The sequence below is a fragment of the Rhodococcus opacus genome, from assembly GCF_012396235.1.
Lineage (GTDB): Bacteria > Actinomycetota > Actinomycetes > Mycobacteriales > Mycobacteriaceae > Rhodococcus_F > Rhodococcus_F opacus.
On the sequence record NZ_JAAXPA010000038.1, the window covers coordinates 1 to 23,388 of the forward strand.

Genomic DNA, 23,388 nt, shown 5'->3' on the forward strand with positions numbered 1-23,388 from the left:
CCTGCCTGAACTCGCCCGACCTCGTCGAGGGCATCCGGGCGCAGGTCGTGGACAAGGACCGCAACCCGCAGTGGTCGCCCGCCACCATCGAGGAGGTCGACCCGGCGCAGGTCGACGCGTTCTTCGCCCCACTCGGCGACCTCGAACTCGGCCTGACGGCCCCGCAGCCGCAGCATTGACCACCAGCTACACGCGTCCAGGAGGGACTGCTATGAGCACTACCGTCGGATTTCTGGGACTCGGCCACATGGGTGGTCCCATGGCGGCCAACCTCGTCAAGGCGGGGCACACGGTGGTCGGTTTCGACCTCGCGCCCGCCGCTCTCGAACAGGCAGTGAAAGACGGTGTCACCGTCGCCGATTCGGCCGTGGAGGCGGTGCGTGAGGTGGACGTCGTGATCACGATGCTGCCGAGCGGAAAGCACGTTCTCGGGCTCTACGCGGAGATCCTGCCCGCCGCGAAGCCGGGCACCTTGTTCATCGATTCGTCCACCATCGACGTCGCGGACGCCCGGGCGGCGCATGACGAGGCCGTCGAGGCGGGCCACCGTTCGGTGGACGCACCCGTTTCCGGTGGCGTCGTCGGCGCCACCGCGGGAACGCTCGCGTTCATGGTCGGCGGCACGGCGGACGACTTCGAGTCTGCGAAGCCGCTGCTCGACGTGATGGGCAAGAAGGTCGTTCACTGCGGAGACCCGGGCAACGGTCAGGCCGCGAAGATCTGCAACAACATGATTCTGGGCGTGTCGATGATCGCCATCAGCGAGGCGTTCGTCCTCGGCGAGAAGCTGGGTCTGAGCCACCAGGCCCTGTTCGACGTCGCGTCCAACGCGTCCGGCCAGTGCTGGGCGCTCACCACCAACTGTCCTGTGCCCGGACCGGTTCCGACGAGCCCGGCCAACAACGACTACCAGCCGGGCTTCGCGGCCGCGCTGATGGACAAGGATCTCGGTCTCGCCGCGAACGCGCTGAAGACCAACGGCGTCGAGGCCGACCTCGGGCTGCGTGCCGCCGAGCTGTACAGCCGGTTCCACGCCGCCGGTGGTGGTGGTCAGGACTTCTCGGCCATCATCAACGACATCCGCGACCGTTCTACCAAGGGAGACCAGTGACCGACTTCGAGACCATCCTGCTCGACCGCAAGGGCCGGGTGGGGATCATCACCCTCAACCGTCCGAAGGCGCTCAACGCACTGAACTCCGAGCTGATGCGCGAGGTCGTGTCGGCGGTGGAGGAGTTGGAGAAGGATCCGGAGATCGGTGCCATTCTGATCACCGGTTCCGATCGGGCGTTCGCGGCGGGTGCCGACATCAAGGAGATGCAGCCCAAGTCGTACATGGACGTCTACCTGGACGACTTCTTCGCCGCATGGGACCGTCTCGCCGCGGCCCGCAAGCCGACGATCGCTGCCGTCGCCGGGTACGCACTCGGCGGCGGATGCGAACTGGCGATGCTCTGCGACATCCTGATCGCCGCCGACACCGCGAAGTTCGGTCAGCCGGAAATCAAGCTCGGTGTCATCCCCGGCATCGGCGGTTCGCAGCGGCTGACCCGCGCGGTGGGTAAGGCCAAGGCCATGGAACTGTGCCTGACCGGCCGGAACATGGACGCCGAGGAGGCCGAACGCGCCGGGCTGGTGTCGCGGATCGTGCCCGCCGCGGATCTGCTCGACGAGGCGCTGCAGACGGCGACCACCATCGCCGAGATGTCGCTTCCGGTCGCGATGATGGCGAAGGAAGCCGTCAACCGCTCGTTCGAGACCACCCTCACCGAGGGCGTCCGATTCGAGCGTCGGGTGTTCCATTCGACGTTCGCCACCGAGGATCAGAAGGAAGGCATGGCAGCGTTCGTCGAGAAGCGTTCGCCCGTGTTCAAACACCGCTAGAAACCCTGAAAACGACTGTCGCCCCGCACCGGGATCCGGTGCGGGGCGACAGTCGTCTCACCACTTGGTGGGGGCGTCTCCGGTGTCGAAATCGCCTGCCTCGCGGCGCAGTTCGGCGAGGATCGTGACCAGTTGTTCCAGCTTGTCGCCGGACACCCCGGGACTCGAGAACACCTGGGCGTTGAGTCGCTCGGTGGACTCGACGGCCAGTTTCCTTCCCGCGTCGGTGATTTCGATCAGGGTCGCGCGGCGATCGCTCGGATGCGGGACACGTCGCACAAGATTCGCCGTCTCGAGCCGGTCGACGGCGTTCGTCACGCTGGTCGGGTGAACCTGAAGGCGCGCGCTGGCCTTCGCCATCGGGAGCGCGCCGGTGCGCGTGAACGTCAGCAGTGTCAGCAATTCGTACCGGGCGAACGTGAGCCCCGACGGCTTGAGCACCTCTTCCACCCGGGCCATCATGATCTGCTGTGCCCGCATCACCGAGGTCACCGCGGCCATGCCGTCGGCGACATCACCCCAGCCGTGCTTCGTCCACTGCCGGTGGGCCTCTTCGATGGGGTCGAGATGAAGTGGTGACGGTGGTGGCATGCGTCGATCATCCCATGGCGGGTGATGGGCCGCGAAAGTCTGCCGAACGTGTCGTCAGTGCGCTTCCGCCTTCGCGGCAGCCGCCAATGCCACCAACCCGAGTCCCGCGCACGCCGTCATCGTGACCGCGAGAGCGACGCCGGTGTTGCCGAGCACGCCGACCAGGGGAGCGATCAGCGCGCCGACACCGAACTGCAGGGCGCCGAGCAGCGCGGCAGCGGTACCGGCCGCCTCGCCGTGGCGGCCGAGAGCCAGCGCGGGGGCGTTGGGCAGGACGAAGCCGACGCCGGCGAGGAGGAACCACAGTGGAACGACGAACCCGACGAGCCCGCCGAACTCGAAGTGGGCGGTGGTGACCAGCGCCAGCCCGGCCACCGTCGCGAAGGCGAGGGCCGACACCGTGATCTGCAGCGGTGACCACCGTGCGAGGGCGCGGACGTTGAGTTGCGAGGCGCCGATCAGAGCGATCGCGCCGGAGCTGAACAGCAGCGCGAACTGCTGCTCGTCCAGGCCGTACTGGTCCTGGAACACGAACGACGCACCGGAGACGTACGAGAACAACGATCCCATCGCCACACTCGACACGAGTGCGAGCACCATGAACGCGCGGTCGCCCAGCAGGCTCTTGTAGGTGCCCAGCACGGCGCGCAGACTGCTCTTGCGCCGCCGCTCCGGCGGCAGCGTCTCCGTCAGACCCCACACCCCGATCAACGCCGTCAGGGTGCCGATCACGGCGAGGACGACGAAGATCCCGCGCCAGTCGACGGCGATGAGGAGCGCCCCGCCGATACTCGGGGCGAGAACGGGTGCGACGCCGAGCACGAGCATCAGCCGCGACATCACGACGGCCACGGTGTTCCCCGAGAACAGGTCGCGGACGACGGCGAGCGCGACCACCGCTGCGGCGGCGGCCCCGATGCCCTGGAAGACGCGGAGCACACCCAGCACGGCGACGGTCGGCGCGAAGACAGCGAGGACGGACGCGACCACGTGGACACCGATACCGGCGATGAGGGGACGCCTGCGCCCGAGGCTGTCCGCGAGCGGTCCGACGATCAACTGCCCCAGCGCGAGGCCGAGCAGAGTGCCGGTGATGGTCAGCTGGACCGCGGACGACGATGCGCCGAGGTCGGTTCCGATGTCCGGAAGCGCAGGCAGGTACATGTCGATGGTGAAGGGGCCGAGGGCCACCATCGCGCCGAGTACCAGGATCACCCGAAGGCTGGGACGGGTGGTTGTCCGGTCGGCGGTCGGGGCGGCGCGTTCTTCGGTATCGGTCACGAAGCAACACAGCAACGAGGGCACGTGGTTTGTTCCCGCCCCGGCATGTCGGTTTCAGAATCACCGTGAGCGCAACCCTCGCGCCCGGGGCACCGGCCGGGCACAGTAATCATCGATGCGGGTGTGACTGAGTGGTTGAGGTACCGGCCTGCAAAGCCGTTCACACGGGTTCGAATCCCGTCACTCGCTCGGGTGAGAACCGGCAGGTGATGCACCTGCCGGTTCTCTTTCGCGTGGTCACACGTCTTCGAGGCGAATGCCCTTGGTCTCCTTCATGAACAGGCACGCGACGCCGGTGAGGACAGCCAGCACCATGATGTAGACGCCGAACACCCAGCCGAGGTCGAGTCCGAGGAGAAGCTGGTTCAGGTACGGGGCGGTGCCACCGAACACCGCGACGGAGAACGAGTACGCGAATCCGATCGCCTGGGTGCGTAGTCGCGTCGGGAAGCTCTCCGACAGCGTGGAGGACAGAATCGACGCGGGGACCGCGACGATCAGCAGGGCGGCGGTGGTGGCGACGAGCAGGGTCCACCCGTCGGACGTGATCATCATCGTCAGCGGTAACTGCAGGGCGAACATCAGAACCGCGAAGGCGCCCAGCATGGGCCGCCGGCCGATCTTGTCGGAGAGCAACCCGAGGAACGGCAGCGAGACCAGTGCGATCAGCTGAGCGATCACCAGCATCCAGTACGCGGTGTCGGGATTCATGCCCTGCTGCGTGATCGCGTACGTGGAGATGTACGACGTCCAGGTGTAGTGCGCGGCCGTGATGCCCGAGGTCATCCCGATCATCAGGAGGATCGCCCGGACGACGGCGCGGCGGGGGATGCTCGGCAGATCGTCGTTGTTCTGCGCTGCGTCGAAGACGTCGCTCTCTTCCATGCTGCGGCGCAGATACAGGGCGAACAGTGCCAGAAGCGCGCCGATGAGGAACGGGATACGCCAACCCCATTGACCGACCGCGGTGTCGGACAGGGAGGAGGTGACGACGCCGCCGACCGTGTAGGCCAGCACCGAACCGCCGAAGATCGCGATGAACGCGACGCTGCCCCACATGCCGCGCCGGTGCGGAGGCGCGATCTCGCCGACGTAGGAGTACGCGGTCGCGGACTCGCCGCCGTGCGCGAAGCCCTGCATGACGCGCGCCGCGAGCAGGATCAGGGAGGCCCACGCGCCGATGGTCGAGTAGGTGGGCATCACTCCGATGATCAGGCTGCCCGTGGCCATCATCAGCATGGTCGTGACGAGGACGAATTTGCGTCCGCGTTTGTCGGCGATCCGGCCGAAGATGATCCCGCCGAGCGGGCGCATCAGGAAGCCGACCGCGAAGACGGCGAGCGTGGACAGCAGGGCGGAGACCGGGTCCGAGTTGCTGAACATCGCCGCCGCGATGAACGGGGCGAACACCGCGTAGGCGCTCCACTCGTACCACTCGAGGACGTTGCCGACGGAGCTGGCGAGGAGCGATTTCTTGCGGGAGGCGAGGGTGGGGCCGGAATGGGTGTCAGGCTGCGCCTGGCGAGTGAGGTCGACGTTCACGTGCAGTCACTTTCGTCGGGGTCGCGGAGTCGAAAGGTCGGAGAGGTCGGGTCGTCAGCGCAGGTCGCTGCGACGGATCTTGCCCGTCTGGGTCTTCGGGAGGTCGGTGATGATGTGCACCAGCCGGGGCCGCTTGTACGCGGCGAGACGGTCGCGGGCGAACGCGACGAGTTCGTCCTCGGTGGCGGTCGCGCCCGTGCGGAGCGAGACGTAGGCCACCACCGATTCGCCCTGGTAGTCGTCGGGCTGACCGACGACGGCGGCCTCGTGCACGGCCGGGTGTTCGTAGAGGGTGTCCTCGACCTCACGGGGCCACACCTTGTAGCCGGAGACGTTGATCTGATCTTTGAGCCGGTCGACGAGGTACACCCACCCCGCGTCGTCGATGATCGCGACGTCCCCGGTGCGCAGCCGTCCGCCGGGCAGTGTGTCGCGGGAGGCGTCCGGGTTGCGCCAGTAGCCCGAAACAACCTGCGGTCCCGCGATTTCCAGCTCGCCCGCGGTGTGGGGCGGAACGGGGTCGCCATTCGGGTCGACGGCCCGGATGTCCACCCGGGGCAGCGGGAGACCGATGGACAGTGAGCCACTCGACGGGTCGACCGGCGCCCGCAGGCCGGGCGGCACCGCGATCACTCCGGCCGTGGTCTCGGTCATCCCGTACGCGTTGTGGATGTACTTGCCGAATCCGGCTTCGAACTTCTCCACTGTCGCTGGCGGGATGGGCGCGCCGCCCGAGTAGAGGGTCTTGACCGAGGCGAAGTGGTCCGCGCTCACACCCGGCACCTCGGAGAGTGCGTTGAACACGGTGATCGAGCCGATCGTGTAGGTCACCCGGTGTTCCACGAACGTCTCCAGTGCGACGGCCGCGTTGAACCTGTTCGCGAAGACGAGCACACAGTCCCGGACGAGGGCCACGCCGGCATTGAGCACGGCACCGGTGATGTGGAACAGGGGCGCGACAGCGAACACGACGTCCCCGTCGACGACGCCGGCGCAGTCACCGAAGTCGAGTGCGGTGGCCAGCACGTTCGCGTGGGAGTTGAGCGCGCCCTTCGGCGGGCCGGTGGTCCCGGAGGTGTAGGTGAGCAGCGCAAGATCGTCGCCGTCGAGTTCGATCAGGGGAGGCCGCCTGCCGCGAAAGCGTGCGAGGAGTGCGACGAGGTCGCCGTCGGCTGCCGGCGTGGCGCGCGTGGTGGACTCGAACACCCGCGGATCGTTGCGGGTCTGGAAATCGAGGGCACTGGTGCTGATCGAGAATCGCACGCTGCTGCCGCGCAGGGTCTCGGCCGTGGCCGCGGCGCTCACGTCTTCGCAGATGATGCCGATCGGTTCGGCATCGTCGACGAGGCGGCGGAGTTCGTTTCCGCGGTACATCGGATTGAGCACCAGCGCCGCTGCGCCGACCTTCCACAGTGCCAGCAGGGCGAGGGCGTACTGCGGCACATTCTGCAGGTAGATGCCCACCCGGTCGCCGCGCCCCACACCCCACTCGTCCAGCGCGACGGCGAGGGCATCCGACAGGTCGTCGACCTCGCGCGCGGTGAGGGTGCCATCGAAATAGGCCACGGCGGGGTGATCGGGATGGGCCTTCACGCGCGACCGCCACGCGTCGAGAGTGGTCGCCACGGGTGGCTCCTGGATTCCGTCGTTGGTGAACGTCGACGACACCGCTGTCCCCTTTCTCCGGCTCCGGTCCGAACGGGATGTCCGAATTCGAGCGGCCGACCGATCACTCGCTCGGTCGGTGTGGGCAAGTGTTGTGTGTCACACCCGGGTGTGTCAAGTCGGTGCCCGTGGGACTGCTGATTCCGTCACGGCTGCAGCGACGGTTGCGGCTCATATTTCCGTCTGGCAATATGAGGGCATGAGCGCCTACGCCGCCCTGGCCGAGCCGCACCGCAGACAGATCCTCGACTTGCTGCGTGATGGTGAGCGGCCCGCCGGAGAGCTGGTGGAGCACATCGCGCTCAGTCAGCCCGGCGTGTCCAAGCACCTCAAGGTGCTGCGCGAGGCCGGGCTCGTCGTGGTGCGCGTGGACGGCAAGCAGCGTCTGTACGCGCTGCGGCCAGAACCCCTCGCCGAGGTCGACCAGTGGCTGGAGCCGTACCGCGCGTTCTGGTCGAGGCGCCTCGACGCCCTCGAACTACACCTGGAGGAGAACCCATGACCGACGGAACCCTGGAGACGATCGATGGTCGCCCGGCACTGCGCTTCGAGCGCACGCTCGCCCACTCGATCGAGCGCGTGTGGCGGGCGGTCAGCGTGCCGGCAGAACTCGAGCGCTGGTTTCCCGCAGCCGCCGAGTGGACACCGGCGACGGGGGAGACCTTCGAGGCCTACGGCGCGACCGGCGAGGTGACCGAGGTCGATGCACCCCATCGGCTGGCGTGGACCTTCGGCGGCGAGAAGTACAGCTTCGATCTGACCGCTGAGGGAGACGGCTGCCGGTTGATCTTCATCCATGTCTTCGGTGACCGAGCGATCGCAGCGCAGACTGCGGCCGGCTGGGAGACCTACCTGTCGCGGCTCGAGCCGCATCTCGCAGGCGGGTACCTCTCCGAGGCGGAGGCGCACGGCTCGTGGGATCAGTGGGAGGAAGTTCACGAGCGCTACGCCGAGCGCTTCGGCGTCGACCCGACGCCGGGACGGCAATTCCTGGCGGCTCAGCGGGCCGGTCAATGACATCCGGTAGACCCTAGGGTCACCCGAAACATTCCGAATTCCTAGCTCGCGACGCGGTGGTGGAGGAAGGCGAAGCCGCTGCCGAAACGGCGCTCGTCCAGCAGTTCCAGCCTGCACCGGACGCGCTCCGGGAGAGAGACCGGGTGCCGCCTCCCACGACGACGGGTGCGACGAACACCTGGCATGCGTCGACCAACCCGGCCGCGAAGGCGTGGGAGGCGAGTCCCGGGCCCCCGATGCGGATGTTCCGTGCCGCGCTCGCCTTCAGTTGCCGGACGGCGTCGGGGTCGAATTCCCGCTCGATGCGGGTCCTGGCGCTGGACGCCGCCTCCAGTGTCGTGGAGTAGACGACCTTGGTGGCTGCTCGCCAGATTTCCGCGAAGTCCTGCACACAGACAGGCTCTCTCGCGAGGTCGGGTACGGATTCCCAATACGTCATCGTCTCGTACATCCGGCGCCCGTAGAGGTAGGTGCCGATCGGACGTTCGAGGTCGTTGACGAAGCTGTGGACCTCCTCGTCGGGTGCGGCCCAGTCGAAATTGCCGTCCTCGTCGGCGATGTAGCCGTCGAGCGACATGATCGTCGAGTAGATCAGCTCGCCCACCGCGAACCCCCTCGTGTCTGCTGGTCCGGATCAGCGTGTCACGTCGAGTGCATCGACATCGACGCCTGCCGCCGGAAGCAGGTGATAGAAAGCACGTTCGCAGAGATCGATCATGTCCGTGCGGTCCATGGTCGGCTCGTCGAGCCACGACAGCACGACCTCTTCCATGAACGCCTGCCAGCCCGAGATCGCAGCCTCGAGCGCGGGTGTCGTCGGCACCCCGAACTCCGCCAGCGACGCACCTATCCAGCGGGTGAAGGTGTGCCGCATGCCGCGGTAGATCTGCCGCATCCGCTCGTCACCGCTACCGGCCATCCGCATGACCGCCAGGTAGATGGTGGGGTGCTCGATCACCGCGTCCGCGAATGTTTCGACGCCGGCCCGGAGCTGCCCGGACACGGGGAGCGTCGCGTCGGGTGTCATCCGCCGTTGCAGTTCGGAGGCCGAGGCCTCGAGGACGGCGTTGCGAAAACCCTGCTTGTTCTTGAAGTAGTGGAACAGCAGGGGCGGGGAGACGCCCGCCTCGGCCGCCACCTGGTCCATCGACAGATCGTCGAACGGCACCGTCTCGAGAAGCCGGACGGCCACGTCGAGGATCTGCGCGCGCCGATCTTCGGGAGAGCGGGGTGCGGCGGCCACCCCTGCACTCTATTGACGAACCCTCGAGGCGTCCATTGACTTTTACTCAATGGCATACGTAACCTCGGGTAACACATACCGAGTGTGAGGAGCGCAACTATGTCGGATTTCGATGTCGTCGTCAATGGTGGGCTGTGGTTCGACGGAACCGGATCCGCGCCCCGGCGCCGCAATCTCGGCATCCGCGACGGCGTCGTCGTCCGCGCATCGATCCGTCCGCTGCCCGTCGGGCCCGACACCGAGATCATCGATGCGGGAGGCAAATGGGTGGTCCCCGGATTCGTCGACGTGCACACCCACTACGACGCCGAGGTGCTCGTCAGCCCCGGGCTGCCGGAGTCGGTGCGACACGGCGTGACCACCGTCGTCCTCGGAAACTGCTCCCTGTCCACCGTGTACTCGACGCCGCGTGAATGCGCCGACCTGTTCAGCCGGGTCGAGGCCGTACCACACGACTCCGTGCTCAGGATCCTGGACGAGAACAAGATCTGGCAGAGCCCGGCGGAGTACGTCGAGGCACTCGAATCGCTGCCGCTCGGCCCCAATATCGCCGGTTTCATCGGGCACTCCGACATCCGCACCCACGTGCTCGGCCTCGGCCGGGGCACCGACAAGCGGACCAAGCCGAGCACCCGCGAACTCGAGCGGATGGGCGCGATGCTCACCGAGGCCGTGGACGCGGGCTTCCTCGGCCTGTCCTCGATGACCAATGCGCTCGACAAGATCGACGGCGACGAATACCGTTCGCGCTCATTGCCGTCCACGTATGCGCGGTGGAAGGAGTTCCGCTTCCTCAACCGCATCCTGCGCGACCGCGGCAAGATCCTGCAGAGCGCGCCGACGATCAACCTGCACCCCAACATCGCGGGATTCTTCGCGGAGAGTTCGGGTCTGGGGCGACGCAAGCCCCTCAAGACGTCGCTGCTGTCCGCCGCGGACTCGAAGGCCTACCCGCCGATCGTGTACTTCATGCTCGCCGCGGCGCCGCTGCTCAACCGCTTCGCCAAGACCGACTTCAAGTGGCAGCACCTCCCGGTGCCGTTCACCGTCTACGCGGACGGCATCGACCTCGTGGTGTTCGAGGAGTTCGGTGCCGGCGCGGCGGCACTGCATCTCAAGGACCAGGTGGAACGAAACGCCCTGCTGCAGGACGAGTCCTACCGACGCCGGTTCCGCAAGGATTACGACAACAAGTTCAGCCCCCGCATCTGGCACCGCAATTTCTACGACGCGGTGATCGTCGGGTGCCCCGACGAGGCGCTGATCGGCAAGACGTTCGGCGCGGTGGGCGACCTGCGTGGCGTGCACCCGGTGGACGCATATCTCGATCTCGTCGTGAAGTACGGCACCGACCTGCGGTGGCGGACCACCATCGCCAACCATCGTCCCAAGTTCGCGAAGAAGCTCGCGGCCAGTTCCGGCGTGCAGATGGGATTCGGCGACGCGGGTGCGCACCTGCGCAACATGGCGTTCTACAACTATCCGATCCGGTTGCTGAAGAAGGTCAAGGACGCGCAATCCGACCGCACACCGTTCCTGTCCGTCGAGCGTGCCGTCCACCGGCTGACGGGCGAGCTGGCCGACTGGTACGGCATCGATGCCGGCCACCTGCGCGAAGGGGACCGCGCCGACCTCGTCGTCATCGATCCGGCGGGTCTCGACGCGACCGTGGACGGATTGTTCGAGGCCGAGGTCCCCGAGTACGGCGGTCTGCGCCGGATGGTGAACCGAAGCGACGCCGCGGCGGTCGCGACGGTGATCAACGGCAGGCTCGTCTATCGCGACGGGGAGTTCACCGGCGGGTTCGGCGTCACCAAGACGGGACGGTTCCTCCGCGCCGGTGCGTCGGCCGCAGACCACAGCGAGCGTGAGACGGCCGTCCGATGAGCGGCATGGAGCGGATCCGCACGTTCACCCGGGACGGGCTCGTGTTCGACGTTCGCGACGAGGGTCCGATCGACGGCACGCCGGTGGTGCTGTTGCACGGATTTCCGCAGGACTCGCGGTCGTGGGACGAACTGGCACCGTTGCTGCACCGGCGGGGATTTCGCACTCTCGCGCCGGACCAGCGCGGCTATTCGGCCGGGGCCCGGCCCCGCGCCCGCTGGGCGTACCGCGGCTCGGAACTGGTCGCGGACGTCGTCGCGCTCATCGACCAGGCGGGCCTCGGGCCGGCGCATGTCGTCGGGCACGACTGGGGCGCTGTGGTGGCCTGGGGAATCGCGGCGGAACGGCCCGACCGGGTTCGCACGCTCACTGCGCTCTCGGTGCCGCATCCGGCGGCGTTCGTGCGGGCGATGCTCACCAGTCGCCAGATCCTGAAGTCCTGGTACATGTTCGCGTTCCAGCTGCCGTGGATTCCGGAGCGGCTGATCACCCCGGACGGTTACGGCTACCGGGCACTGCTCGCCAGCGGCCAGTCTGCGGACCGGGCGAAGCGCGACCTCGAACCCATGCGCGATCGGACGCGGGCCCGGGGCGCTCTGAACTGGTATCGGGCCATGCCGTTCACCGCACCCCGTTCGGCCTCCCGGAAGGTCCGGGTGCCCACGCTCTTCGTGTGGAGCGACGGCGACTCGGCGATCGGGCCGGTTGGTCCCGCGCTGACCTCACGCTTCGTCGACGGCCCGTACACCTACGAGGTGTTCCGCGGTGTGAGCCACTGGATTCCGGACGAGGCGGCCGAGCGCGTCGACGAACTACTCGGCAGCCACCTGCTCGATCAGTCGTGACGCCGATCGGTCCGTCCGCGCCACGTCGCCGGTGACCAAGCGGTCGAGGAGGATGGCCCGCAGCCCGGACACCGCGACCGTCGCATTCTCGCGGGCGTCCTGAGTGGAGAACCCACATCGGATCATCGCGTCGGCGACGGCGTCGATCAGCGTGTGGATGGCCGAGGTGGCGAAGTCGGCGAACGGGCGTTCGGTGAGGCACTGAGCGGCGCGGACGTCGATCACGTCAACGCCCACACTCCATCGGCGCGGTCGGAGCCCTCGAGGCGATCCTCACCGTCGGACGGTACTGATCGGCTGTCCGCTGTCGGTGAACGCCGCCGCGTCCGGGTGCGTCGTCTGGAAGACTCCGAAGGTATGGAAGCTCAGCGCAGACTGACGCTGGTGACGGCCGCTCCCGAGCAATCGCGGGAGGAGCCGCTGGTGCGTGAGCTGTACGGGCGAGTGCTCCGCGAGGCCCGCCGGGACCAGGATCGGAGTCTCGAGGACGTCGCCGCCGCCGTCGGCATGTCGAAGCAGTACCTCTCCGAGATCGAACGTGGCAAGAAGGAGCCGTCGTCGGAAATGCTGCGCGCGGTGTGTGGCGCGCTCGGTCTGCCGGTGGAACACCTGCTGTTCCGGTCCGGGCGCCGGCTCGGCGCGGCGAACCGGAACCCGGCGACCAGGAGCCTGAACCGGCAGGTGCCCACGCTGCTCGCCGCCTAGCGCCGTCCGTCAGGCCGCGACGAGCGTATCGGCCAGGCCGTACTCGATGGCCTCCTCGGCTGTGAAGATGCGGTCCCGGTCGGTGTCCCGCCGCAGCCGCTCGACGGTCTGACCGGTGTGTTTGCTCAGAATCGCTTCGGTCTGCGAACGGACCCGCATGATCTCCGCGGCCTGAAGCGCCAGGTCGGAGATCGTGCCGTTGCCCTGTGTCGACGGTTGGTGCAGCAGCGTCCGGGAATGGGCCAGGACGTGGCGGTGTCCCTTGGTTCCCGCCGCCAGCAGCACGGCGGCGGCGGACGCGGCCTGGCCCATGCAGTACGTGGCGATGGTCGGACGGAGGAACTGCATCGTGTCGTAGATCGCGAGCATCGCCGTCGTGGAGCCGCCGGGCGAATTGATGTACAACCCGATCTCCTGATCGGAACTGTCCGCCTGGAGGTGGAGCAGCTGTGCCATCACGACATTGGCGACTCCGTCGTCGATCTCGGTGCCCAGGAAGACGATCCGCTCGTTCAGCAGTCGGCTGAAGATGTCGAACGACCGCTCGCCTGCCGGGGTGCGCTCGATGACGTGGGGAATGGTGTATTGGGACATGGCTTCACAATCCAATTCTCGGGGCGGTGGTGTGCGGGGCGATCTCGGCGAACGAGGACACGACGCGGTCGACGATCCCGTAGTCGCGGGCCTCGTCGGCGGTGAACCACCGGTCCCGGTCGCTGTCCTCGGCGATCTGCTCGACCGGATGCCCCGTCTCGGCGGCGAGGATCTCCTGCGACTGTCGTTTCATCCGTTCGAGGCTCTCGGCCTGGATGGCGATGTCGACGGCGGTGCCGCCGATGCCGGCCGAGGGCTGATGCATCATGATGCGGCTGTGCGCCAGACTGATCCGTTTGCCGTGGGTGCCCGAGCACAGCAGTACCTGGCCCATGCTCGCGGCGAAACCCATGGCGACGGTCACCACGTCGTTGGGAACGAGCTTCATCGTGTCGTAGATGGCCAGGCCGGCGAAGACGGAGCCGCCCGGGGAATTGATGTACAGGACGATGTCGCGTTTGGGGTCGGCGGCCGCGAGCAGCACCAGTTCGGAGCAGGCCCGCTCGGCCATGGCGTCGTCCACCTCGCCGGTGAGGAGGATCGTGCGCTGGCGAAACAGTCTGTCCGCCAACAGGTCGCGGTAATTCAGGTCGGGTAGTGCGGCTGTGGTCATGCCTCCATTACTACCGCCGCGCCGGTGCCGGACCGGCGATTGTCTGCTGTGGGCAGACGACCTGCGCCGGGAGGTTCGGAAACCCCGGCGACGGTACCGCACCCGCCCGGGAATGTGACGCAGATCGCGTACGTGGCGACACTCCGGCGTCGAGCGCCGTGAACTGGGCGTTCGTGATTCGAGGTGGCCACGAGGAATCCAGTGGGTGAACGACTCGCCACGGGCAGGTGAACGTCGGAAACAGACCGCTCGGCCAGTGGAATTGCCCGCGCGCGAAGGCGAACTCGCTGGTTAGGGTGCCCTCATGCACGTTCTGTTCGTCTGTAGCGGGAACGTCTGCCGCTCACCGATCGCAGAGCGGCTGACGCACGCGTACGCGCTTGCCCACGGTCTGCCGCACCTCACCGCGGAGAGCGCCGGTGTCCGAGCCCTCGTGGGCTTTCCGATCGAACCCGTCGCCGCCCGCGTCATCGAAGGGCTCGGCGCGAGCGCCGACGGGTTCCGAGCGCGTCGCCTGCGGCCCGAGATGATCAAACGCGCCGACCTCGTCCTCGCGATGACCGAGCAGATCCGGGACCGTTCGATGGAACTGCTCCTCGGGACGAGCCACTGTACGTTCACGCTTCGCGAGGCTCGCCGGATCGCCACCGACACCGGTGCCCGCACCGTCGCCGAACTCGCCGTCGCCCGAAGGGAGTACGGCGAGATCGACGATGCGAACATCAGCGACCCCGTCGGCCTCGGCGGGGCGGCGTTCGCGCAGGTGGGGGATCGGATCGCCGCCGAACTGATGCCGCTGCTCGACGCACTCGATCTCGGCAGCGGCACGAAACGGGAACCCGAGACCGAGCCCGAACCCGAGCCCGGACCGCGGCCGTCTCCGGTCGTCCACCTGCCGCTGTCGCCCAGGCCGCTGATCGCGGCGCGGGCGGCGTCGTCGATCCTCGACTATCCCGTCAGCTGGTCGCGCTGAACTGATAGTTGGCGAATCTCTCGTCCACCTGCTCGGCCGTGAGCCCGAATTCCTCGAGCGTGTACTTGTGGGAGGGGCGGCGGTCGCCGCTGCGACTTTCGGCGTGCATCGCCTCCATCGCCGACTGGGCCGAGGCGCTGAGTTCGAGCCCGAAGTGCGTGTAGACCAATTCGACGGTGCCGAGCGGATCGGCCACGAAATCGTGGTAGTCGACGTCGATGAACTGAGCGGGATCGTGCCGGGTGCGCGCGGCGGTGAACTGCTCGAGCCCCCGGGCCCACAGCTCGAGCTGGCTCTCACCGATGACGCTGCCCCGGAACTTCTCCGACCACCCTTCCGTCGCCTGTTCCGCCAGGCTGCACACCGACGGGACGATCGTGCGCGGCGGCCGGTGGGTCTGGATGATCAGGGCGTCCGGATAGACGGCGAGCAACTCGTTGAGCGCGAACAGGTGGCTGGGGTTCTTCAGCACCCAGCGGCGGTCCCGATCGGGAAGCCCGATCAGCTGCAGGTTCTTCTTGTGCCGCTGATAGGCGTTCGTCCAGTCCTGGCCCTCGAGCCAGCGGGAATATGTCGGGAGAGACGCCAGGCACTCGTAGGAGATCGACTTGAACGTCTGCCGCAGCAGTTGCCAGCACTCCTCGACTTCGCTCGCCGACATGTAGTGCACGCCCATGAATTCGGGGCGTTCGATGTGGTGGCGGCTGAAACCCTCCTCGATCTTCTGGAACACGGGATTCGATTCCCAGGTCTCGCGCGGCGGACGGGGTTGGGGCATCTCGGTCAGCCACATCTCCAGGCCCTGATGCGACGGATCCGCGGTGAGTAGCCGGTGCAGCGCCGTCGTCCCCGTGCGGGGAAGCCCGGTGACGAAGATCGGCCGCTCGATCCGCACGTCCGCGTGCTCGGGGTTCTGCTTCCACGCTGCCTCGCTCAGCAGCCGCGCCACCAGGGCGCCGCGGAGGAACACCCGCGACACCTTGCTGCCGAGCGGGGTCAGCTGCTCGTCGACGTGGTACGAGTCCAGCAGGACGCCGAGGGCCTCGGTGTAGTCGTCCACGCCGAAGTCGGTGAGGCCGGTCAGGCGGGTGGCCGAGGCGTGAAGGTCCTCGACCGTGCCGACGGTGGTGCGCTCGCTCATGATGCTCCGGTTCTCGTCGCTAGTGATGGAATTCGCCGCAGTTGACGTCGAGGCACTGGCCGGTCACGGCGCTCGCCAACGGTGAGGCCAGGAAGATCACGGTGTCGGCCACTTCCTCGGTCGTGGGGAGCCTCTTCAGGTCGGTGTTCGCGGCGGTGTGTTCGTAGATCTGCTCGACGGTCGTCCCGTACTTCTCGGCCTGGTGCGTGAAGTACTGCTTCAGCGTGTCTCCCCAGATATAGCCGGGAGCAACGGAATTGACACGGATTCCCTGAGGTCCCAATTCCGTGGCGAGCGACTGCGATGTCGCGAGCAGGGCGGATTTGGCCATCTTGTAGCTGCCGTACCGCTCCTGGGAGTGTCGGAGCACCATCGAGTTGATGTTCACCACCGCTCCGTTCGATTCGGCGAGTGCGGGGGTGAACAGCTGGGTCAGCCGCAGCGCCCCGAGCACGGTCAGCTCGAAACTGCTGCGAATGTGGTCGAATTCCGTGCGGGCCAGCGGTTTCATCGACGGAACCGAGAACGCGTTGTTGATCAGCACGTCGACCTTGCCGTACGCGTCGACGGCCGCGGACACCAGATTCTCGGCTGATGCCTGGTCCGTGATGTCGGTCGGGACGGTCACGGCGCGTCGGCCGACAGCGATGATCTCCTTGGCCACCTCGTCGAGACGCGACGCGGTGCGGGCGGCCAGCACCACGTCCGCGCCGGCGTCGGCGCAGCGGACGGCGAGGGTCCGGCCCAGGGCCGGACCGACGCCGGAGATGACGACCACCTTGTCCTGCAGGAGTTGCGGAGTGGTCATGGCGCTCACCCCAGCATCCGGTCGGCGACCGCGGCCTGGCGTGCGGCGATGCGTTCGGCGAAGTCCTCGGGCGAGATCTTGTTGGAGTCGTGGAACGGCAGCGTCCGATGGATCTCGTCGAACTTCACGACCTCGATGCGGGGACCGTCGCCCGGGGTCAGTTCGCGGGAGACGCGCTGCCAGCGGAACTGCAGGTAGCCGCGGAGGTGCCCGATGGTGGCGATCCAGTTGGCGACGCCCGGATTGCGCTCGCTGACGACGAGCCGGATGTGGTCGTCGGGATCCACCTGCGACTGGGCGACGTTCAGCGAGGTCTGGTGGTTGACGTAGTCGAGGGAGATGTACCACATGCTGCCCAGCTGAAAACCCTGGTAGGGCACGTCGGCTTTCGGGACGGTGATGACGATGGCCTCGTCCTCGGCGAGTTCGTAATGCCCGACGGACGAGTACTGCGTGGCGAGGCCGCCCGGCGTCAGCCGCGGTTCGGTCATCGTGTTCACCGGCAGGTTCAGATAGAACCACTCCGGGAACTGCAGCCACGTCTTCACCCGGGAGACCAGGGCTGTGCCCGCGCGGGCGTACCGCTTCTCGACGGCTTCCCGCGTGAGCGGACCCGGAGCCGTACCCGTCGTATCCGCCCTGGCGATGCGGATGGTGCCGCGCTGCTGACTCCAGTCGCTGTACACCTCCCGGACCACCAGCTGCGACGAACCCGGCGCGAGGGTGAAGTAGTTGCGACTGCCGGCGCTCTCGCCGGGCCCGAACCGCACCTCGAACGAACCGTCGGGGGCGATGTCGATCTCCCGGTCGTCGAACGCGGTGACGCTGCCGGGAACGTGTGCGGCCGTGTAGTTTCCGCTCAGCACCTGGAAGCTCAGGTCCGCCGTGGTGCCGCGCCGCCCGGTCACCACGTATTCGACGTCGTCGTTGATCCGCGCGCCGAAGTACAGGGTGTCGGGGTTGTCGAGGCCCATCTTCATGTGCGGGCCGGTGCCCGAGATGAACGTCGGGTGCGACCGTTCGGTGGCCCAGGCGGCGTGCGTCGTGGCGAGAATGCCGCCGGCGAGGTACTGGTAGCCCTCCAGCAGATCCTGTTCGGTGCGGATGTGGGGGGCGCTCTCGATCAGTTTCTCGGCCTCGGCCATGGCGTCGGCGAATGGGTCGGTCAGCACACCGTGCTCCTCACGAGGGGGTGGTACAAATATGTACCTGCGTGGTAGAACATTGATGAACCGACAATAGAACGTGTTCTAAGGAGTGGTCAATGGGACACGAGGACGAGACGCCCGACAGGGCGCAGGGCCGACGGTCGCCGCCCACCGAGCGTGTGGTGCAGGTGCTCGACTTCCTGGTGGCGCGCAAGGGGCACCGCTTCGGTCTGTCGGAGCTGGCCCGGCAACTCGACATCAGCAAGCCCACCTGCCTGGGGATCCTCACCGAACTGGCCCGCGGCGGCTATCTCGTCCGGGATCCCGCCACGAAGACGTACGGCCTCGGGCCCGCCCTCATCGCGGCCGGCCGCGCGGCGCAGCAAGGATTCGCGGCCGGGCCGGTGGCGCGCACGCATCTCGCCGTGCTCAGTGAGGAGTTCCGGACCACGTGCACGGCGTCGGCGGTGGTCGGCGACCGCATCGCCGTCCTGGAGCTGACGAGTCCGCCCGGTGTGCGGGCGGCCGCCAAGGTGGGGGAGATGTACCCGTTCGCGCCGCCCGTCGGCCTGATGTACGTGCTGTGGGACGGCGACGACGCGCTGCAGTCGTGGTTGCGGCGGGAGCCGACCCTGCCGGTGCGCCTCGACCGCGACCGGTTGCGCACCGTGGTGGACGAGTGCTCCCGCACCGGGTATCTCGTGGAGACGCTCACTCCGGTCGGCCAGCGCCTGCACACGCTCATGGCCGGGGTCGCCGCGCACGACCTGCCGCCGGAGTTGCGCGACGTGCTCGGTGAGATGGTGTCCAGCCTCGGGGAGCGGGTGTACCTGGACGCCGAACACGCGGACCCCGCCGCGCCGCATCCCGTCAGCCTCATCGCCGCGCCGACGTACGACGCCGAGGGGCATCAGGCCATGGTCCTGACGCTCTATGTGGGCACCGAACTCGCGCCGTCCGACATCGCGCGGCGGGGCAAGGCTCTCGCCGCGGCCGCGGACGCGATCACGGTGGAGGTGGGCGGCCGCCGGCCACGGTGACGAACGGGCATTGACCGCAATCTGAAACACGTTCTATTCTCGGAGGTGCAATCATTTTCGACCGAGCTGGTCCAAATATGGACCAGTTGCCGGTAAGGCACTCGCGACGAGGAGTCGCCCATGACCGCACCGCCCGTGTACGAGTTGTCCCACCTCGGCGCACTCGAAGCCGAAGCCGTGCACATCTTCCGAGAAGTGGCCGCCACGTTCGAGCGTCCGGTTCTGCTGTTCTCCGGCGGCAAGGACTCGGTGGTCATGCTCCACGTGGCCGCCAAGGCGTTCTGGCCCGCACCCCTCCCGTTCGCCGTCATGCACGTCGACACCGGCCACAACTTCGACGAGGTCATCGAGTTCCGCGACCGGACCGTCGACCGCCTCGACCTGCGGATGGTGGTGTCCAGCGTGCAGGACGACATCGACGCAGGCCGCGTCAGCGAGGAGACGGGTCCGCGGGCCAGCCGCAACCGGCTCCAGACCGCGGCGCTGCTGCGCGGGATCCGAGACAACGGTTTCGACGCCATCTTCGGCGGCGCCCGCCGCGACGAGGAGAAGGCCCGCGCGAAGGAGCGGGTGTTCAGCTTCCGCGACGAGTTCGGGCAGTGGGATCCGCGGGCGCAACGCCCGGAGCTGTGGAGCCTCTACAACGGCAGGCACCGCAAGGGGGAGCACATCCGGGTGTTCCCGCTGTCCAACTGGACCGAACTCGACATCTGGCAGTACATCAGCGAGGAGAAGATCGAACTGCCGCCCCTGTACTACGCGCACCGCAGGGAGGTTGTGCCCCGCGACGGAATGCTGTTGGCGCACACCCGGTTCCTGACCCTGCTCCCCGGAGACGAGCCGTACGAGGCCCTCGTCCGATTCCGGACCGTCGGCGACGCCACGTGCACGGGCTGCGTCGAGTCGTCGGCAACCACCGCCGAGGCCGTGGTCACCGAGGTCGCCGCGAGCAGGCTGACCGAGCGCGGCGCTACCCGGGCCGACGACCGGATCTCCGAGGCCGGCATGGAAGACCGCAAGAAGGAAGGGTACTTCTGATGCCGCAGCTACTCCGGGTCGCGACCGCGGGCAGCGTCGACGACGGCAAGTCCACCCTGATCGGCCGACTGCTGTACGACTCGAAGGCGATCTTCGAGGATCAGCTCGAGGCGGTCGAACGCACCAGCCGCGAACGGGGCGACGAGCACGCCGACCTGGCGCTGCTCACCGACGGTCTGCGCGCCGAACGCGAGCAGGGCATCACCATCGATGTCGCGCACCGCTACTTCGCCACACCGCACCGCAAGTTCATCATCGCGGACACGCCGGGACACGAGCAGTACACCCGGAACATGGTGACCGGCGCGTCGACCGCCGACCTGGCACTGATTCTCGTCGACGCCCGCAAGGGGATCCTCGAGCAGACGCGCCGCCACGCGTTCATCGCCAGCCTCCTCGGAATTCCGCACCTGGTTCTGTGCGTCAACAAGATGGATCTCGTCGGGTGGTCCGAGGACCGGTTCGAGGAGATCAAGGAGGAGTTCCGGCAGTTCGCGATCAAACTCGAGGTCCACGACCTCACGTTCATCCCGGTGTCGGCACTGCGCGGCGACAACATCGCGCAACGCACCGTCAACATGCCCTGGTACGAGGGAGGGTCGCTGCTGCACTACCTCGAGCAGGTGCACGTGGCCTCCGACCGCAACCTCATCGACGCGCGGTTCCCGGTGCAGTACGTGGTCCGGCCGCAGCGCCGGACCGATTCCGCGCTGCACGATTTCCGCGGGTACGCAGGCACGGTCGCCAGCGGCGTGTTCAAGCCGGGCGACGAGGTGGTGGCACTGCCGTCCGGATTCACCTCCACCGTCAGCGCCATCTGGGGTCCCGGCGGAACCCGTCTCGACGAGGCGTTCGCACCGTCGGCGGTGTGCGTGCAGCTCGCCGACCAACTGGACGTGAGCCGCGGAGATGTGCTGTGCCGCCCCAACAACCGTCCGCTCGTCGGGCAGGAACTCGACGCGATGGTCTGCTGGTTCAGCGAACAGTCCTCGCTGACACCGGATGCGCGGTACACGCTGCTGCACACCACCCGCGCCACCAGGGCGTCCGTCGCGCGGCTCGACTACCGCCTCGACGTGAACACCCTGCACCGCGACGAGTCCGCACAGTCGCTCTCGCTCAACGAGATCGGCCGTATCCAGTTGAGGACGTCGCAGCCGCTGATGTTCGACCCGTACCGCCGCAACCACGTGACGGGCAGTTTCATCCTCGTCGACGAGTCCACCCACAACACCGTCGCCGCCGGCATGATCACCGGGCCGACACTGTCGCGATCCAAGGTGGTGTGGCACGCCGCGGCCGTCTCGCGGGACGAGCGGGCGACACGGGGTCGCACGGTGTGGCTGACCGGACTGTCGGCGTCGGGAAAGTCGACGGTCGCGGTGGAACTCGAGCGGCGCCTGGTCGCGGCCGGGGTGCCCGCCTACCGGCTGGACGGCGACAACCTGCGTCACGGTCTCAACGCCGACCTCGGTTTCAGTGCGGAGGACCGCGCCGAGAACGTGCGCCGCGTCGGCGCCGTGGCGCAACTGCTCGCCGACTCCGGGGTGGTCGCGATCGCGTCGCTGATCAGCCCGTACCGCGCCGACCGGGACCGCGTCCGGGAGCAGCACCGGGCCGCCGGGCTCGACTTCGTCGAGGTGTTCGTCGACACGCCGGTGGAACAGTGCGAAGCGCGGGACCCCAAGGGCATGTACGCGAAAGCCCGCGCGGGGGAGATCACCGGATTCACCGGGGTCGACGACCCGTACGAGGCCCCGGAGAACGCCGAACTCGTCCTCCGGCCCGGAGACGGCACGCCGACCGAACAAGCCGAGAGAATTATGGAATTGTTGAGACGTGATCACTGACGCACGACTCGCGGCCGACATCGCCTCCGGTGCCGGTGCCCTGCTGCTGGACATCCGCACCGCGGGACTCGGATCGGCGGACGGACGGGAACTGGGCAGGCGGGGCGACGTCGCCGCCGACGCGTTCATTCTCGGCAAGCTCTCCGCGGAGCGACCCGGCGACGCGATCCTGTCCGAGGAGTCGGCCGACGACCGGTCGCGGCTGGAGAGTTCGCGGGTGTGGATCATCGACCCGCTCGACGGTTCCAAGGAGTACGGACTGCCCGGGCACTCGGACTGGGCCGTGCACGTCGCGCTGTGGGAACGCGGTCGGGGCATCACGGCGGCAGCGGTCGCGCAACCGGCGCTGGGCGCCGTGTATGCCAGTGACGACGACAGCCATGCGGTGCATACCGAACAACTCCCGGCACGACCACGGATCGTCGTATCCGCCAGCAGGCCGCCTGCCTTCGTCGACGCCGTCGCGACGGAGATCGGCGCCGAGGTCACCACCATGGGTTCGGCCGGAGCGAAGGCGATGGCGGTGCTCCGCGGAGACGTGGACGCCTACATCCACTCGGGCGGTCAGTGGGAATGGGACTCGGCCGCACCCGTCGGCGTCGCCGAGGCTGCGGGCCTGCACTGCTCGCGGATCGACGGAACCCCGTTGGACTACAACGAATCCCACCCGTACCTGCCGGACCTCCTGATCTGCCGGCCGGAGCTGGCTCGGCCGCTGCTCGCCGCGATCGCGACACACGCCACCGACACGGCCGACAGCGGCCGGGTCGCGATGGCCAGGGCCTACATCGATGCACTGGTCAGCCACGACGCCACCAAGGTGCGTCTCGCGGACAACGCCTGGCGGGTGGAGAACGGGCAGCACACGGGCGAATCGGGGGCGTTCATCCGGGACGAACTCGAAAACGGCCTGCAGTATCAGGCCATCCAGGCCGTGCGCGAACTCTCCTTCCACGAGTGGGGCGACAACGTGGTGGCCCGGTTCGTGCTCGACCTCGGGGCCACGCCCACCGAGGTGACGTCCGTCCGGATCACGGAACATTTCGACATCCCGGCCGGGGCGATCCAGTCCGTCATGGCCATCATCGAACCGTCCGCGATCGAAAGGGAGAACCGATGACCCCGGATCAACTGGTCACCCAATTCTGTGCCGAGTGGATCGAGCCCGATCCGGCGAAGATCGCGGACTATTTCGCGGAAGACGCGGTCTACCACAACATTCCGATGGAACCCGTCATCGGGCGTGACGCGATCCGCGAGTTCGTCGCCGGCTTCATCGCGGCCTTCGGCGGCATCGACTTCCGGGTGCACCGGCAGGTCACCGACGGCGGGCAGAGCCCCAACGCCGAGGAATCGAGCGGCGTGGTGATGAACGAGCGGATCGACGTGTTCACGCTGAACGGCAACGTCGTCGAACTGCCCGTCGTCGGCGTCTTCGAGATCACCGACGGCAAGATCACCACCTGGCGCGACTACTTCGACATGGCACCGATCCAGGCTGCTGCCGGCGGTGGATAGCGGCC

At 67.7% G+C, this 23,388-nt stretch carries 26 protein-coding genes and 1 tRNA gene; 15 read left to right on the top strand and 12 right to left on the bottom strand.

All coding sequences use genetic code 11. The annotated features are described in order from the left end of the window. The 3 genes from HGB39_RS33760 to HGB39_RS33770 form a co-directional block, all read left to right on the top strand. Positions 1 to 179: enoyl-CoA hydratase/isomerase family protein (locus tag HGB39_RS33760; RefSeq protein ID WP_210753154.1), on the top strand; the 179-nt coding region annotated here is incomplete at its 5' end. Positions 180 to 211: 32 nt separating this feature from the next. Continuing rightward, complete coding sequence (mmsB, locus tag HGB39_RS33765; RefSeq protein ID WP_005568035.1) at positions 212 to 1,111, top strand: 3-hydroxyisobutyrate dehydrogenase; 900 nt, start codon at positions 212 to 214, stop codon at positions 1,109 to 1,111. Further along, positions 1,108 to 1,884 carry an enoyl-CoA hydratase gene (locus HGB39_RS33770; protein ID WP_005568032.1) on the top strand — a complete coding sequence of 259 codons (777 nt, stop codon included), beginning with the start codon at positions 1,108 to 1,110 and terminating at the stop codon, positions 1,882 to 1,884. Before mmsB ends, HGB39_RS33770 begins: the two co-directional genes overlap by 4 nt. 57 nt (positions 1,885 to 1,941) lie before the next feature. Here the strand turns inward: HGB39_RS33770 and HGB39_RS33775 are convergent, their stop codons facing one another. Together HGB39_RS33775 and HGB39_RS33780 are read right to left on the bottom strand one after the other, a co-directional pair. Continuing rightward, positions 1,942 to 2,475, bottom strand: coding sequence for a MarR family winged helix-turn-helix transcriptional regulator (locus tag HGB39_RS33775; protein WP_005252880.1), 534 nt, complete (start codon positions 2,473 to 2,475; stop codon positions 1,942 to 1,944). A gap of 54 nt (positions 2,476 to 2,529) precedes the next feature. Next, entirely contained in the window at positions 2,530 to 3,780 is a 1,251-nt protein-coding gene (locus HGB39_RS33780; RefSeq protein WP_043790418.1) for a multidrug effflux MFS transporter, read from the bottom strand. Positions 3,781 to 3,873: 93 nt separating this feature from the next. On the opposite strand from HGB39_RS33780, the gene HGB39_RS33785 reads away from it, so the two are divergent. Continuing rightward, positions 3,874 to 3,945, top strand: a tRNA-Cys gene (locus tag HGB39_RS33785). Positions 3,946 to 3,993: 48 nt separating this feature from the next. Here the strand turns inward: HGB39_RS33785 and HGB39_RS33790 are convergent. Together HGB39_RS33790 and HGB39_RS33795 are read right to left on the bottom strand one after the other, a co-directional pair. Further along, positions 3,994 to 5,298 (bottom strand): MFS transporter, encoded by a 1,305-nt coding sequence (locus HGB39_RS33790; protein WP_005568028.1) that lies wholly within the window; start codon positions 5,296 to 5,298, stop codon positions 3,994 to 3,996. 54 nt (positions 5,299 to 5,352) lie between these two features. After that, entirely contained in the window at positions 5,353 to 6,966 is a 1,614-nt protein-coding gene (locus HGB39_RS33795) for a class I adenylate-forming enzyme family protein (protein ID WP_007300594.1), read from the bottom strand. A 196-nt stretch (positions 6,967 to 7,162) separates the two neighbouring features. Between HGB39_RS33795 and HGB39_RS33800 the strand changes: the two genes are divergently transcribed. Both HGB39_RS33800 and HGB39_RS33805 read left to right on the top strand, forming a co-directional pair. Further along, positions 7,163 to 7,465: an ArsR/SmtB family transcription factor gene (locus tag HGB39_RS33800; RefSeq protein ID WP_005264609.1), complete on the top strand. Its 303-nt coding sequence runs from the start codon at positions 7,163 to 7,165 to the stop codon at positions 7,463 to 7,465. After that, positions 7,462 to 7,980 (top strand): SRPBCC domain-containing protein, encoded by a 519-nt coding sequence (locus tag HGB39_RS33805; protein ID WP_005568292.1) that lies wholly within the window; start codon positions 7,462 to 7,464, stop codon positions 7,978 to 7,980. The genes HGB39_RS33800 and HGB39_RS33805 overlap by 4 nt, the downstream gene beginning before the upstream one ends. Before the next feature lie 19 nt (positions 7,981 to 7,999). Here HGB39_RS33805 and HGB39_RS33810 read toward each other — a convergent pair whose 3' ends face one another. Together HGB39_RS33810 and HGB39_RS33815 are read right to left on the bottom strand one after the other, a co-directional pair. Continuing rightward, positions 8,000 to 8,584 (bottom strand): dihydrofolate reductase family protein, encoded by a 585-nt coding sequence (locus HGB39_RS33810; protein WP_005568291.1) that lies wholly within the window; start codon positions 8,582 to 8,584, stop codon positions 8,000 to 8,002. Between the two features lie 30 nt (positions 8,585 to 8,614). After that, positions 8,615 to 9,223 carry a TetR/AcrR family transcriptional regulator gene (locus HGB39_RS33815; RefSeq protein WP_005568289.1) on the bottom strand — a complete coding sequence of 203 codons (609 nt, stop codon included), beginning with the start codon at positions 9,221 to 9,223 and terminating at the stop codon, positions 8,615 to 8,617. Between the two features lie 99 nt (positions 9,224 to 9,322). On the opposite strand from HGB39_RS33815, the gene HGB39_RS33820 reads away from it, so the two are divergent. Together HGB39_RS33820 and HGB39_RS33825 are read left to right on the top strand one after the other, a co-directional pair. After that, positions 9,323 to 11,110, top strand: a complete 1,788-nt coding sequence (locus tag HGB39_RS33820) for an N-acyl-D-amino-acid deacylase family protein (RefSeq protein WP_005568287.1) — start codon at positions 9,323 to 9,325, stop codon at positions 11,108 to 11,110. Continuing rightward, positions 11,107 to 11,955, top strand: coding sequence for an alpha/beta fold hydrolase (locus HGB39_RS33825; protein ID WP_039952831.1), 849 nt, complete (start codon positions 11,107 to 11,109; stop codon positions 11,953 to 11,955). The genes HGB39_RS33820 and HGB39_RS33825 overlap by 4 nt, the downstream gene beginning before the upstream one ends. Here the strand turns inward: HGB39_RS33825 and HGB39_RS33830 are convergent. Then, on the bottom strand, positions 11,923 to 12,192 hold the full coding sequence (locus HGB39_RS33830; protein ID WP_240482892.1) for a hypothetical protein: 270 nt from the start codon (positions 12,190 to 12,192) through the stop codon (positions 11,923 to 11,925). The genes HGB39_RS33825 and HGB39_RS33830 overlap by 33 nt on opposite strands. 120 nt (positions 12,193 to 12,312) lie before the next feature. Between HGB39_RS33830 and HGB39_RS33835 the strand changes: the two genes are divergently transcribed. After that, positions 12,313 to 12,660, top strand: coding sequence for a helix-turn-helix domain-containing protein (locus HGB39_RS33835; protein WP_005568281.1), 348 nt, complete (start codon positions 12,313 to 12,315; stop codon positions 12,658 to 12,660). Between the two features lie 9 nt (positions 12,661 to 12,669). On the opposite strand, the gene HGB39_RS33840 is transcribed toward HGB39_RS33835, so the two are convergent. Then, positions 12,670 to 13,254, bottom strand: a complete 585-nt coding sequence (locus HGB39_RS33840) for an ATP-dependent Clp protease proteolytic subunit (RefSeq protein WP_005264590.1) — start codon at positions 13,252 to 13,254, stop codon at positions 12,670 to 12,672. 4 nt (positions 13,255 to 13,258) lie between these two features. After that, a complete protein-coding gene (locus HGB39_RS33845) occupies positions 13,259 to 13,867 on the bottom strand; it encodes a ClpP family protease (RefSeq protein WP_005568279.1) in 609 nt (202 codons plus the stop codon). A gap of 304 nt (positions 13,868 to 14,171) precedes the next feature. Here HGB39_RS33845 and HGB39_RS33850 point away from each other — a divergent pair, with 304 nt between their 5' ends. Continuing rightward, complete coding sequence (locus HGB39_RS33850) at positions 14,172 to 14,840, top strand: arsenate reductase/protein-tyrosine-phosphatase family protein (RefSeq protein WP_005568277.1); 669 nt, start codon at positions 14,172 to 14,174, stop codon at positions 14,838 to 14,840. Here HGB39_RS33850 and HGB39_RS33855 read toward each other — a convergent pair. Genes HGB39_RS33855 through HGB39_RS33865 form a run of 3 tightly spaced genes read right to left on the bottom strand, consistent with a single transcriptional unit; the run spans position 14,824 to position 17,961 of the window. Further along, on the bottom strand, positions 14,824 to 15,981 hold the full coding sequence (locus HGB39_RS33855; RefSeq protein WP_005568276.1) for a sulfotransferase family protein: 1,158 nt from the start codon (positions 15,979 to 15,981) through the stop codon (positions 14,824 to 14,826). The two genes, HGB39_RS33850 and HGB39_RS33855, sit on opposite strands and share 17 nt — an antisense overlap. A gap of 19 nt (positions 15,982 to 16,000) precedes the next feature. Then, entirely contained in the window at positions 16,001 to 16,789 is a 789-nt protein-coding gene (locus tag HGB39_RS33860) for an SDR family oxidoreductase (protein WP_005568274.1), read from the bottom strand. A gap of 5 nt (positions 16,790 to 16,794) precedes the next feature. Continuing rightward, on the bottom strand, positions 16,795 to 17,961 hold the full coding sequence (locus tag HGB39_RS33865; protein ID WP_005568273.1) for a hypothetical protein: 1,167 nt from the start codon (positions 17,959 to 17,961) through the stop codon (positions 16,795 to 16,797). Positions 17,962 to 18,053: 92 nt separating this feature from the next. Between HGB39_RS33865 and HGB39_RS33870 the strand changes: the two genes are divergently transcribed. From HGB39_RS33870 to HGB39_RS33890, 5 genes are all read left to right on the top strand, one after another. Next, positions 18,054 to 18,977: a helix-turn-helix domain-containing protein gene (locus HGB39_RS33870; protein ID WP_064080223.1), complete on the top strand. Its 924-nt coding sequence runs from the start codon at positions 18,054 to 18,056 to the stop codon at positions 18,975 to 18,977. A 120-nt stretch (positions 18,978 to 19,097) separates the two neighbouring features. Beyond that, on the top strand, positions 19,098 to 20,015 hold the full coding sequence (gene cysD / locus HGB39_RS33875; RefSeq protein WP_005264578.1) for a sulfate adenylyltransferase subunit CysD: 918 nt from the start codon (positions 19,098 to 19,100) through the stop codon (positions 20,013 to 20,015). Beyond that, positions 20,015 to 21,865, top strand: coding sequence for an adenylyl-sulfate kinase (gene cysC, locus HGB39_RS33880; RefSeq protein ID WP_005568271.1), 1,851 nt, complete (start codon positions 20,015 to 20,017; stop codon positions 21,863 to 21,865). Before cysD ends, cysC begins: the two co-directional genes overlap by 1 nt. Next, on the top strand, positions 21,855 to 22,985 hold the full coding sequence (locus HGB39_RS33885) for a 3'(2'),5'-bisphosphate nucleotidase CysQ (RefSeq protein WP_005264576.1): 1,131 nt from the start codon (positions 21,855 to 21,857) through the stop codon (positions 22,983 to 22,985). The genes cysC and HGB39_RS33885 overlap by 11 nt, the downstream gene beginning before the upstream one ends. Next, the gene (locus HGB39_RS33890; protein WP_005568270.1) at positions 22,982 to 23,383 is read left to right on the top strand and encodes a nuclear transport factor 2 family protein; all 402 of its coding nucleotides are present in this window, start codon (positions 22,982 to 22,984) and stop codon (positions 23,381 to 23,383) included. Before HGB39_RS33885 ends, HGB39_RS33890 begins: the two co-directional genes overlap by 4 nt. Positions 23,384 to 23,388 lie beyond the last annotated feature (5 nt).